The sequence below is a fragment of the Desulfolutivibrio sp. genome (assembly GCF_036584575.1).
Taxonomy (GTDB): domain Bacteria; phylum Desulfobacterota; class Desulfovibrionia; order Desulfovibrionales; family Desulfovibrionaceae; genus Desulfolutivibrio.
This window is the reverse complement of the sequence record NZ_JAZHDB010000190.1, coordinates 1-12,478: the sequence shown is the minus strand read 5'-3', so window position 1 is coordinate 12,478 and position 12,478 is coordinate 1. Positions and strand designations below refer to the sequence as shown.

Below are 12,478 nucleotides of genomic sequence, written 5' to 3'. Positions count from 1 at the left end.
GCGATGTCGGCAAAGCCCCGGAGGCATGGCGTGCCCCAGAAACGACAGACGACGCGATCCCCGAAAACCGTATCCCGCATCCTGGAGTTGTTCAGCTCCCTGCGGGAGCTCACCAGCCTTGACGCCATCCTTGAGCGCATCCTGTCCGAAGCCAGGGAACTGTCCGGGGCCGAGGCCGGGACGGTTTTTTTGCGGGAGGGGGACCGGCTGGGCTTCAGCTTTGTGCAAAACGACCGCCTGGCCGGGGCCGAGAACCTGACCGAGCGCGTGTACCAGAGCGCCTCCCTGCCCATCGACGACTCCTCCATCGCCGGGTACGCGGCCCTCACCGGCCAGACCGTGGTCATCGAAGACGCCTGGTCCCTTCCGGAGGACGCGCCCTACCATTTCAACATCGACTTCGACAAACGCTCGGGCTACCGCACCCGCTCCATCCTGTCCCTGCCGGTGGTCAACTCCCGGGGAATGGTGGTGGCCGTGATGCAGCTCATCAACGCCGCCGGGCCGCGCGGCAAACCCGGGCCGTTCTCCCCGGAGGCGGCCGACTACGCGGCCCTTTTGACGCATCACGCCGCAGCGGCCATCGAGACCGGGCTCATGACCCGGGAGATGGTGCTGCGCATGGTACGCATGGCCGAATTGCGCGACCCCTCCGAGACGGGGCCCCATGCCCAGCGTGTGGGCGCCTACGCGGCGGAGATCTATCACGCCCTGGCCCTGGCCAGGGGGGTGGGTTCGGGGGTGCTGAAGCGGACCAAGGATCTCTTGTCCGTGGCGGCCATGCTGCACGACGTGGGCAAGGTGGGGATTCCCGACGGCATCCTGATGAAACCCGGCCCCCTGACTCCCGGGGAACGGGCCATCATGTGCCGCCACACCTGGCACGGGGCGGCCCTTTTCCGCGATCCGGGCTCGGAACTGGACGCCATGGCCGCTGACATCGCCGCCCACCATCACCAGCGGTTCGACGGCGCGGGATATCCGGCCTGCAAGGGCCTCCTGTTCCCCCAGGCGCACCCGGACCAACCCGTCCCGGACGGATTGGCCCCCCTGGCCGGGCAGGACATCCCTCTGGCGGCGCGCATCGTGGCCCTGGCCGACGTCTACGACGCCCTGATCTCCCGGCGGGTCTACAAGCAGGCCTGGCCCGACGACCAAGCCAGGGCCCACATCATCCGGGAATCCGGCAAACACTTCGACCCCGAGGTGGTGCGGGCCTTTTTTTCCCTCGGCGCGGTGGTCACGGCCATCCGGGAACGTTTTCCCGATCCCTGAGCCCCGCCCCGCACTACTTCTTCACGGCCTCCAGACCGGCATAGTACGCAGCCAGATCCGGCAGATCGGCGTCCGCGACCTTCTTCATGATGGTGACCATGGCCTTGTTCGGCCCCTGCCCGGCCTTGTAGGCTTGCATCTTGGCCAGCAGATCGGCCTCGGGCCTGCCGTTCAGATCCCCCTTCTTATGGCACGAACACCCCTTGGCCAGGGCCTCGCCCTTGGCCGCATCCCCCGCCAAAGCCGCGCCCGCCAGTGACAGAGCCAGGATCGCGGCAACGATGCATGCGCCAAATCTTCCCGTCATACGCTCCTCCTTGGTTCTTCGAACCGGGGGCGGTTCGCCCGTCATCCCGGCCCGCAACATCTGGGACTTCCAGATGACGCACACATACACCCCTCGCCCCCCGGTCGGCAAACCCCTTGCAGGCCCCCTGAAAACCCAAAACGACTTTCCTGTTTGCATTTGCCATTGATCCGGCTAGAATCCGCACCCGGACGGACCCTGTGGCCGACAAGGCCACCCCCATTCCAAAGGACCAAACCCAATGAAAAAGGCCTTCCTCTTCGCCGCCCTGGTGATCGTCTGCCTGCCCGCACAGGCCCCCGCCCTGGACTATGAGCCGCGGCTTGTGGCCATCATGAATAACATTGTCAAATACTACGACAATGAGGCCCGCAAGCTCGAAGACGAGATCATCCAACTGCTGCCGATCCACGACCGGGACAAGGAAAGCGTCGAGAACGAAAAACTGACTTTTTTGTTCCACACCCACCAGAAGGTCACCGTCTGCCTGACCAACATTCTCGACATCCTGTACGTCTACATCAAGCTCGGCTCCTATTCCGACCAAGATCTCAACAGCTATATCCTTAAAAGAATCCGCAACAACGTCGTCTTCCTCAACAACATGCTCTATTTCCTCTCCCTCAAAAACCAGGAGATCGAACTCAAGGGCTCCTCAGCAGTGCAAAAGCTTTATGAAAACTATCTGTTGCAGTTGACCACCGTCCTCTACGACATCAACCGAGAACTGGCCGCCATCCCCCGGGAGTAGTTCCCACGGCTGGCCGTGGGATGCGGCGTCATGGCACACGGCGAACGGTACGGGCTTTCCATTCGAACCCAGCTTTTGAGCGTGACCGCCCTGGTCTGCGCCGGGTTTGTGGGCATGGCCCTTTTGACGCTGTATTCCTTCGGGCACATCCAGGATCTCACCCGGACAGCCATCCACCGGGACATGGCGGAGATGACCCGAAACGCCCGCATCGGGCGCAGGTTCTCCGAGAGCTACGCCTCAGTGGGGCTTTTGTTCAGCGCCTTTTCCCCGGACGAGGCCTCCCTGCGCGAAAAGGGAGACCGCATCGTCGCCTCCTGCCTGTCGCTTCTGGAAGATAATCCTGCGCCCGAAATCAAGACCGCCATAGAGGGGTTCGCCCGCTCCCTGGATGTGATCCTTGAGGATCTCGTCCAGGCCTCAGGGGCCCTGCGCATGGCCGCCCAGGCCAAATCCGGGGCGCACCTGGCCCTGGACCGCCTGACCGGATCGATCCAGGACGCCCTGCACCCGGACGGCCAGCCCTGGGAAGGGGACGGGAGTCCGGCCCCGGAGGCCCCGGAGGCGCCGGTCGCCGCCCTGGCCGATCTGCGGGAAAAATTGTCCCAGGCCGACAGCCTGCTCGGCCGCATCGATCCGGTCCACGCCGACGACCCGTCCCAGGCTTTGGCCCTTTTGGACGAGATCCTGCTGAGCATTCCCCAGTTGGCGATCCTTGGGCCGAACGTCGCCGCTCATGTGGAAGACACGGCATCGGCCCTGGCAGGCTACAAAAACGCGGCCCGCATCCTGCGCTCCTCCATGTCCGACCTGGCGGTGGGCATGGACGGCCTCAAGCATTCCAAGGACGGGGCCATGGCCGTCATGGAGGGTCTGGACGAACGCAACACCCAGACCACACTGGCCGTGCAAAACGAGATCGCGGACATCATCGACTCCACCCGGCGCATGGTATTTTTCTCCACGGCCGCCATGGTGGTCGTTTTGCTCTTCACCATGGGTTTTTTCATCAAGCGCATCGTCAACCGACCCTTGCAGGCCATTTTGCGCGGCATCGAATCCCTGCGCGCCGGACGCCTGGAAACCCCGGTGCGCCTGAACCGCTCCGACGAATGGGGGCGCATCGAAGAGGCCTTAAACACCCTGGCCCGGGATCTTTCCAGTTCCTATTCGGCCCTGCGGGAATCGGAAAAAAACTACCGCGACATTTTCGAAAAGGCCTCGGAAGGCATTTTCCAGACCACACCCCTGGGCCGCTTCTACAGCGCCAACCCGGCCATGGCCCGCATCCTCAACTACGACTCCCCCCAGGAACTGCTGACCCAGGCCAAGGACATCGGCCAGGAGCTGTTCACCAGCCAGACGGACTGGGAGGCCCTGATCCAGAGCCTTTTGGCCGCAGGCGAAACACGCGGCTTCGAAACCCGCATGCAGCGCAAGGACGCCGTGGTCATCTGGGTCTCCATCAACGCCCACACCATCCTCGACGCCTCCGGGGACATTCTCTATTTCGAGGGCACGGTGACCGACATCACCGCCCGCAAACGCGCCGAACGGCGTCTGGACGTGCTTATCCGGCACTTAAAGACCGCCGTGGTGGACCGCACCCGCAAGCTGTCCGTCAAGGCCGCCGAACTCGAAGCGGCCAACCGCAGCTTGACCGAGCTCGACCATATGAAATCCGCCTTCCTGTCCTCGGTCTCCCACGAACTGCGCACCCCGCTGACCTCCATCCTGGGCTTTTCCAAGCTCATTTTAAAGGACTTCGAGCGGGCCTTTTTGCCCACCGCCCAGGCCGATCCAGACACGGCAGGCCGGGCCGAACGCATCGTCCACAATCTGGAGATCATCGCCAACGAGGGCGAGCGCCTCACCCGGCTCATCAACGACGTCCTGGACTTAAGCCGCATCGAGTCCGGGCGCATGGTCTGGAACGATCTGACCGTCAATCCGGCCGAGGTTCTGGAGCGATCCGTGGAAGCCGTACGCGGCCAGTTCGACGGCAACCCCCTGGTGCGCCTGACCGTCTCCTTGTCCGAGGCGCTGCCCGCCATCCGGGTGGACCCCGACCGGCTCATGCAGGTGGCCATCAACCTCCTGCACAACGCGGCCAAGTTCACGCCCTCGGGCGAGGTGCGCCTCACGGCCCGACATCTGGGCGGGGAAAACGTCCTGCGGGTGCGGGTGGAGGATACCGGGGTGGGGGTCGCCCCGGAAAATCTGGAGCGCATTTTCGACAAGTTCCAACAGGTCAAATCCGGCCCGACCCTGGAGGACAAGCCCCGGGGGACGGGCCTTGGCCTGTCCATCTGCCGCCAGATCGTCAGCCACTACGGCGGACGCATCTGGGCCGAATCCACGCCGGGTCAGGGAACCCGGGTCACCTTCGATCTTCCCCTGGCCCAGACGCCGCCACAGACGAAAACCCCCGCCGCCTGACGCCCCGGGGACATCCGGAATGCGGGGAGGACGACGCCTCGGCGACGGTCTGACGTTTGGGCACGGCCGCATCCAGGCCCGACGCGACGAATGGAACGCGTCCGGCCCGGGTGTGCGGCCCGATCCCCTTGCCGGGGACGAAGGTGGTGTGCAGAAAACGGCGGTCAAACAGACGCCAGGGGTCCGAGGCCACCGCATCCGGCGCCAGATGCCGCCACCGGTAGCCCAATTCCCGGAAATAACGGCTGGCGCAGGCGCGGCGCCCGATTTCCCCGGCGGCCAGCAGGGCTGCGTCGCGACGACAACGCGAGCCGGACATGACGCGCAGGGTGCGGCGGCAAAAACCCCGGCGCAGGAAGATGGCCTTGACCCGGCGATATTCGCGGTAGCGGCTGCAGGCGTCGGCCTGACACAGACCCGCCGCCGCCAGCCATCCCGAGGCCATGCCGGTGAGCGCCCAGCCTGCGGCGGCAAACCCCCGTTCGAAGGCCTCGAATCCGACCCCGCCGAAAAAACCCGCCGCGCACAGGGCCAACACCGTCGAGACATGGGGAAAGGGCGCAGCCCGCAGGTAGCGGCAGGCCTGTCTGGTCCATGGCCCGCCCCCGGGCCCGGCCGCATGCGCCGTCGTTTTCCCGGCCTGTCGGCGATTCGTGGCCACGCCCGCCATCTCCCGGACTACTCCGCCAATACCCGCAGTTTCCCGGCCAGTTCCGCCAACTCCCCCACGGCGTCGGCCGACTCCACCATGCCCTCGGCGGTCTCGGCCGAGATGCGGCTGACCTCGTCCATGGCCGCGCTGACGTGCTCGCTGGCCGCCGACTGTTCCTCGGCCGAGGCCGCGATGGAGCGCACCTGATCGGCCGTGGCCGTGACCAGTTGCACGATGTCCGTCAGATAGCCGCCGGACTGCTGGGCCATGCGGGTGCTCTCGCTGATCTCCCGGGCCGCGCCCTGGGTGGCCTCCATGTTCTCGGCGGCCCCGCGCTGGATGTCGGCCACGGCCGTCTCCACCTCCTTGGTGGCGGTCATGGTCTTTTCGGCCAGCTTGCGCACCTCGTCGGCCACCACGGCGAAGCCGCGTCCGGCCTCCCCGGCCCGGGCGGCCTCGATGGCCGCGTTTAAGGCCAAAAGATTGGTCTGGTCGGCAATGTCGCTGATGACCCCGATGATGCGTCCGATGCCCTGGGCCTTCTCCCCCAGGCCCTCCATCTTGTCCCGCAGGGACACCACCTGCTGTTCCACGGCGGCGATGGAGGCCACGGCCTTTTGCACCACCTGGGCCCCCTCCTCGGCCTTGGTCCGGGCGCTGGCGGCGTTTTGGGCGGCCTCGGCGGCGTTTTTGGCCACCTCCAGGACGGCGGCGTTCATCTGGCCCATGGCCGTGGCCGTCTCGCCCACCCGGCGGCTTTGCCGCTCGGAGCCCTGGCGCACCTCGTCCACCTGTCCGGAGATGCCTTCCAGGGCCTTGGCGATACGTCGCCCGACGACGTTGATCTCCTCGCCCACCCGGCTGGTGCGCTCCAGGTTCTCGGCCATGGCCCGCTCGGCCCGCACCATGGCGGTCACGTCCCGGGCCACCTCCACGTAGCCCAGGGTCCGGCCCGAGGCGTCGCGCATGACCCCGCTGACGGGTTTGACGAAGCGCGCCGCATCGCCAAGGGTGATCTCGATGATGCCGGACTCGGCCCCCCCGGCGGCGTCATCCGCACATCCGGCCGCATCCCCGGCGGAGCAGGCCGCCGCGTCGCACAGGGCCGCCGGGAAGACGTCCCGGCAGGTCGCCCCGGCAAGGCTCTCCTGGCTTTTCCCGGCCAGGACGGCGGCCCGGGCGTTGGCCGCGATGATGCGCATGTCCCCGTCCACGGCGAAAATCGGGTCGTCCACGGCGTTTAGCATGTTCACGTAATTGGCGTTGACCCGGGCGGCCTGGTCGTTGGCGTCGAGGATGGCGTTAAACGCCGTGGACAGGCGGCCCACCTCGTCGCGGCCCTCGGCCAGACGCAGAGAATGGTCCCCGGCGGCGATGCGCCGGGCGGCCTCCTCGGCCCGGCGCAGGGGCCGGGTCACGTAGCCGCTGGCCAAAAGGGCCAGGACGATGCCCACGGCCACGGCCACGCCCGCGCTCAAAAAGGCGGCCTGGGTCAGATGCGCCCCCATGCCGTGATCCAGGTCGGCGGCGTCCACGCCCACGGCCACATGCCAGTCCCAGGGCTCGAAATACCGCACCAGGGCCTTTTTGGGGGTCTCGCCGGAGACGTAGTCCACCAGACCGTCTTTTTGGTCCAAGAGCCTTTGCCCGAAGGGATAGTCCTTGAGGTTTTTGCCGCGCAGGTCCGGGTCGTTGCTTTGCAGGATGTCGCCTGCGGAGTTGTAGACAAAGGCGAACCCCTTGCCCGCCACCCGGGTGGCCTCCAGGGCGGCGCGCAACTGCATGCTCATGATGGGGCGGCCCACATAGACCACGGCCATGACCTTGCCTTCGGCGTCCATGATGGGCTTGTACGCCGTGACGTACCAGTCACCGACCACGAAGGCCCGGCCCCGGTAGGTCTCGCCGCGCAGGCAGGCCTGATAGACCGGGCTCGATTCGTCGATATAGGTGCCCACGGCCCGCTCCCCGTCGGGACGGCGCACGTTGGTGGACACCCGCACCATCTTCCCGGGGAGCACCTGGAAGATGGTGGCCGTGCCGCCGACCATTTTTTGCATCTGGTCCACGATCTCGAAGTTTCCGGTGATGTCCTGGTAGCCTGCGGTGAGCTTGGGGACATGGGCCTTTTCCCTGGCCCCGGTGGCCTGGTTGACGATCTCCATGGACACGGGGCGGGTGCGGTCCTCCTCCACCTGGCCGAAACGGGCCATTTCCATGAACAGCAGCTCCAGGTCGGCGTTGACCTTTTCCTGGGTGATGGCGTTTTGCATCTTGACGGCGGACATGACGTCGGCGCTCACTGTTGCGAGAAACGTCCCGCCCATTTCCGAGAGCGCCGGGATGACCCGCCACTGGTTGATGCCGCCCATGATGGCCGTGGACAAAAGGGCCAGGACGATGCCGCCGAGGATGATCTTTGCCGTGAGCGTAAGGGAACGGAACATGCGAGCCTCCGGGGAAAAAGTCGTGCCGGATGAAAGACGCCCGCTGCGTCTCGCAAACCTTGCAGGGGATGCTATCCTACAAGGAGGGGAAAATTGTCAAATTGTGTGCGGATAAATGCACAAATTCGTGAAACGCCGCAGGCGGCGGCCGCGGCTCCGGGCCGCCCCGGCCTCCCGCCGCCAGCCATGGACAGTCAGGATCAGACCCGGCCCGGCGTGCCCATCCAGTCCCCGAGCCAGGGGCGCTGCGCCTGTCGCAGTTCCTCGAACATGTCCCGGATCTGGTCCAGGGTGCAGACGGCGGCGGTCACCGGGTCGAGGGACAGGGCGTACAACGCGGCCTCGGGGCGCTTTTCCAGGGCCGCCTCCACCACCAACCCCTGGACGCTCACGTTGCTCGCGCACAGCGCCGCGCATTGGCGGGGAAGGCTGCCCACAGCCACGGGATGCAGCCCGGTCCCGTCCACATAGACCGGAACCTCCACCATGCATTCGGCGGGCAGATTCGCCACCAGCCCGTTGTTGGGCAGGTTGGCGTTGACCCGGACGGTTTGGCCGGAAACCATGGCCTGGATGATCCGGGGGGCGTTGAGCACGTTTCGGCGTACCTCCACGGGCTTTTCTCCGGCCAACTGGGCCTCGATCTCGGCCGTCCCTGCGGCATGGACCCGCCGCTCCAGGTTCAGGAGATCCCAGCGCCGGGGCAGGAAGCGGTTGATGGTCTCCTCGTTTTTGCGGAAGTAGGGCACGTAGTCCGTAAAATGCCAGTGGTTTTCCGTGGACCACAGGCCGAAGTGGCGCAGGATCTCGCAACGCACCCCGTCGGCGGCCATGACCTCGGGGTTTTCCGGCAACGTTCGTATCTCGGGGTACATGTCCCGACCCTGGTATTTCAGGGACAGGATCCAGGACATGTGGTTGATGCCCCCGAAGGTGAATTCCACCCCTTCGGGCACGGGGCTGTACATGAGCCTCGCCCAGGCCTCGGGGCTGTGCGGATGATCCACCCATGGACCGATGCCCAGGTACCCGGCCAACTGGGCCACGGTGTAGGTCACGCCGTAGCACAGCCCGATGGAGGTTATGGGCGAGGCCTTGCGGGCGGCCCAGACCAGGGGGGCCAAGGGATTCGACTTGTTGATGAAAAGCGCCTCGGGGCACAGCTTTTCCATGTCCCGCAGGATGGACAGCATGGGCCCGATGTGGCGCAGGGCCCGGAACACGCCGCCGGGGCCAAGGGTGTCGCCCACCTCCTGGATCACCCCGTATTTTTTAGGGATGTCCATGTCCAGCCGCCAGGCCTCAAGGCCGCCCGCCTGGATGGCGCAGATGACGAAATCCGCGCCGCGCAGGGCCTTTTTCTGGTCCGTGGTGGCCGTGACCCGGGCCTTGATCCGATTCTGGGCGACCATAAGCCGCACCAGCCGCAGGGTCCGGTCCAGTATCGCGGGATTGACGTCCTCCAGGACGACGGTCGCGCCGCCCAGGCTCTCGTGGGAAAAAAGCGAGGACAACATCTGACGGGTGAACATGACGCTTCCCGCGCCGATGATGACGATTTTGGGCATGGTCCCTTATTCCCGTTTGGTTTTGAGCACCAGGGCGTGGACGGAAACCGAGACGATGATGATCAGGCCGTAGACCAGCCGGGTCCAAAACCCGGCCAATCCGGCGGCGACGATGCCCGCCTCGATGATGCCGATGATGATCGAGCCCGCCACCGTGCCGTAGATGGTGGCCTTGCCCCCGAAAACCGACGTGCCGCCGATAAACACCGAGGCGAAGACCAAAAGCAGGTAGCCCTCGCCCTGGGTTGGCCACCAGTTGGCCATCTCCAGGCAGATCAACACGGCCACGAAGGCCGACAGTCCGCCCATGAACATGAACAGTCCGTAGCGGGCCCGGTTGACGGGCACCCCCATCATTTTCGCGGCCCGGTAGTTGTCGCCTACAAACAGCAGGGCGTCCCCGAAGACGTGGCGGTGCATCACGTACCAGAAAAGGACGGCCAGGCCCAGGCACCACAGGGCGTGGGCCGGGATCACCCCGAAAAGACGCCCCACCAGGAGGTCGTAGGTGGCGGTCTCCCGGACATCCACCAGATTCAGGGCCAGCCCGTCGGCCAGGACGATGGCCGCGCCGCGCCAGAAAAACTGGGTTCCGATGGTGGCGATGATCGACGGCGCCCCCACGCCCACCACCAAAAAACCGTTCAGCAGCCCGGCCAGCACCCCCGTGGCCAGGGCCGCCGCCACCCCAAGCGCCGCACTGCCGCAGGCCGTAAACACCGAGGCGAAGGCCAGTCCGCTGACGGCCATGACCGAGGGGAACGACAGGTCCATCTCCCCCGAGGCCACGCAAAAGGTCAGTCCCAGGGCCAAGAGGGTGGTGAAGGGAATGGTCGATAAAAACGACAGGTAGATGCGTGCGCCCAAAAAGGTCTGGGGGCTGGCGATCATGAACACCGAAAGCAGCACGGCCAACAGGATGGTGACCCCGATCTGGGGCCCGAAATTTCGGATGAAGGAGCGGGAAACGGGGGTCACGCGCCCACCCGGCCTGCGGCCGCGTCCATGAGGGCCCGCAGGAGGCCCTCCTGGGACAGCTCGGATTTGGCGTATTGGCCGATGCACATGCCCCGATCCAGGAGAAAAAAGCGGTCTGCGGCCATATAGGCATGGGCCATGTTGTGGGAAATGAACAGGCAGGCCTTGCCCTCGGCCCGGACCTGGCCGATGAACTCCAACACCTTGCCCACCTCCGTAAGCGACAACGCCGTGGTGGGTTCGTCCAAAATGACGATGTCGGCCTGGAAATGCATGGCCCGGCCGATGGCCAAGCCCTGCCGCTCGCCGCCGGAGAGGACGCCCACCTCGGCGTCGGCGTCCAGGCCCGGGCCGCGCAGGCCCAGGCGTCCGTGCAGGATGTCCAGGGTCTCGGCCCGTTCCCGGGCCACGTCGATAAATCCCAGGCGATTGGTCCGGGACCGCCCCATGAACACGTTGCGCCACAGGGGTTGCTTCTCCCCCAGGGAGCGGTCCTGATGGACGGTCTCCACCCCCAGGCTTCGGGCGGTCTGGACGGTGAAGCGCCGGATGTCCACCGCCTTGCCCTTAATGCGCATTTCACCGGAGTCGGCCGTGATCACCCCGGAGAGGATCTTGACCAGCGTGCTTTTCCCGGCCCCGTTGTCGCCAAGAAGGGCCACCACCTCGCCCGGATGCAGGCTAAAGTCGATGTCGCGCAAAGCGGCCGCCCCATGGAAGGATTTGCAGATGCGCCGCAGGGCGACAAGCGGCGCGGGGGGATTCGGATCGGCCACGGCGGGACTCCGGGTTGGCGGGGGTGGGCAGGATCGGTGCAGCCGAAACCGTGGCCACGCCCCGGCGCCGCCGGACAGGCTTGCGGCGGCGCCGGGGTCGCGAGCCGTCGCTACCGCAATCCCTTCTTGGCCAGGGGGGCGATGAAGTCGATGTTGTCCTTGTGCACGAATCCGGCCCCGGTCTCGATGACCAGGCCCGAGAAGCCGAACTTCTTGGTCAGCGCGATCTGCAAAACCGGCAGGTAGCCCTGCAGGAAGGGCTGTCCGTCGCCCACCAGGTCCACGTAGCCGCTTTTGATGGCCGCAGCCGTGGCCGGGGACAGGCTGAAGCCGCAGCCGATGATCTTGTCCGGGGCCACCCCGGCGGCGCGGAAAAAGTTCTCCAACTGGCCGGTCAGGGCCCCATGGTCCATGAACACGACCTTGGTGTCCGGGTTGGCGGCCAGGGCGGCGGTCATCAGCGGCGCGCCCAGGGAGGCGTCCTTGTCGATCTCCGGGGTGATCTCCATGTAGCCCACGGCGAGCCCGGCCTTTTCCAGGGTCTCGATGATGCCCACGGTGCTCAAGCCCCGGGTAGGCTTGCTTTTGAGGCCCCACACCAGGGCTTTGTCGCCTTTGGCGAGCCCGAAGCGGCGGATGGCCTCGGAGGCCAGGGCGATGCCCCGGGCCTTGTTGTCCACGCCCGCGTAGCCGAAGCCCTTGGACTGGTTGGCGGCCGTCAGCCCGGGAAGTTCCGTATCCGTGGCCGTGACCACGATGCCCTTGGCGATGGCCTCGCTTATCAGCGGGGCATAGGCGTCGTCGCCGGGATGTCCCATGACCACGATGCCGTCGGGCTTGGCGGCCAGGGATTTCTTGAAATTCTCCACCATGACCTGCGGATCCCAGTCGGAATAGACGAATTTCACCTCGCAGCCGAGGTCGGCGGCGGCCTGGGCGGCCCCGTTTTGCACCACCGTGGCGTAGGGCTCGCCCACGGCCCCGCCCACGTCGAAATAAATGGTCAGCCCCTTGCCCGTCTGTTCCAGCTTCTCTGCGGCAAAGACCGTCGTGGCGGCGAACATTCCCAGGACGCACATGACGGCGAGCGCCAGGCGGCAACTATTTCGCATTCCTATTCCCTCCGGTAAAATGGATAGAAAAACATAATATATTAATATAACAGGAAATTTTTATCCGGTCCAGCAAAGCATGCGGCATCGCGGACAAAAGCCCGCGCCGCAAGGAAGGGGTCGTGACGGATTCAGCGGCATTTCAAACGGCGGGAAACCTCGGAGGCGGGGAA

General features: G+C 65.7%; 10 protein-coding genes. 3 read left to right on the top strand and 7 right to left on the bottom strand.

Going from position 1 to position 12,478, the window contains the following annotated elements; translation table 11 throughout:
- Positions 1-30: 30 nt before the first annotated feature.
- Positions 31-1,275, top strand: a complete 1,245-nt coding sequence (locus tag V3572_RS13590) for an HD domain-containing phosphohydrolase (RefSeq protein ID WP_332111554.1) — start codon at positions 31-33, stop codon at positions 1,273-1,275.
- Positions 1,276-1,288: 13 nt separating this feature from the next.
- Here V3572_RS13590 and V3572_RS13585 read toward each other — a convergent pair whose 3' ends face one another.
- Positions 1,289-1,582: a c-type cytochrome gene (locus tag V3572_RS13585; protein WP_332111553.1), complete on the bottom strand. Its 294-nt coding sequence runs from the start codon at positions 1,580-1,582 to the stop codon at positions 1,289-1,291.
- 241 nt (positions 1,583-1,823) lie between these two features.
- Here V3572_RS13585 and V3572_RS13580 point away from each other — a divergent pair, with 241 nt between their 5' ends.
- Both V3572_RS13580 and V3572_RS13575 read left to right on the top strand, forming a co-directional pair.
- Positions 1,824-2,333, top strand: a complete 510-nt coding sequence (locus tag V3572_RS13580) for a hypothetical protein (protein WP_332111552.1) — start codon at positions 1,824-1,826, stop codon at positions 2,331-2,333.
- 30 nt (positions 2,334-2,363) lie between these two features.
- A complete protein-coding gene (locus V3572_RS13575; RefSeq protein ID WP_332111551.1) occupies positions 2,364-4,772 on the top strand; it encodes a sensor histidine kinase in 2,409 nt (802 codons plus the stop codon).
- On the opposite strand, the gene V3572_RS13570 is transcribed toward V3572_RS13575, so the two are convergent.
- From V3572_RS13570 to V3572_RS13545, 6 genes are all read right to left on the bottom strand, one after another.
- Positions 4,714-5,433 (bottom strand): hypothetical protein, encoded by a 720-nt coding sequence (locus V3572_RS13570; protein WP_332111550.1) that lies wholly within the window; start codon positions 5,431-5,433, stop codon positions 4,714-4,716. The genes V3572_RS13575 and V3572_RS13570 overlap by 59 nt on opposite strands.
- Before the next feature lie 17 nt (positions 5,434-5,450).
- Positions 5,451-7,871 carry a methyl-accepting chemotaxis protein gene (locus tag V3572_RS13565; RefSeq protein ID WP_332111549.1) on the bottom strand — a complete coding sequence of 807 codons (2,421 nt, stop codon included), beginning with the start codon at positions 7,869-7,871 and terminating at the stop codon, positions 5,451-5,453.
- A gap of 200 nt (positions 7,872-8,071) precedes the next feature.
- The gene (gene melA, locus V3572_RS13560; RefSeq protein WP_332111548.1) at positions 8,072-9,439 is read right to left on the bottom strand and encodes an alpha-galactosidase; all 1,368 of its coding nucleotides are present in this window, start codon (positions 9,437-9,439) and stop codon (positions 8,072-8,074) included.
- Between the two features lie 6 nt (positions 9,440-9,445).
- The gene (locus V3572_RS13555; protein WP_332111547.1) at positions 9,446-10,417 is read right to left on the bottom strand and encodes an ABC transporter permease; all 972 of its coding nucleotides are present in this window, start codon (positions 10,415-10,417) and stop codon (positions 9,446-9,448) included.
- Positions 10,414-11,193: an ATP-binding cassette domain-containing protein gene (locus tag V3572_RS13550; protein ID WP_332111546.1), complete on the bottom strand. Its 780-nt coding sequence runs from the start codon at positions 11,191-11,193 to the stop codon at positions 10,414-10,416. The genes V3572_RS13555 and V3572_RS13550 overlap by 4 nt, the downstream gene beginning before the upstream one ends.
- Before the next feature lie 110 nt (positions 11,194-11,303).
- On the bottom strand, positions 11,304-12,305 hold the full coding sequence (locus V3572_RS13545) for a sugar ABC transporter substrate-binding protein (protein ID WP_332111545.1): 1,002 nt from the start codon (positions 12,303-12,305) through the stop codon (positions 11,304-11,306).
- Positions 12,306-12,478 lie beyond the last annotated feature (173 nt).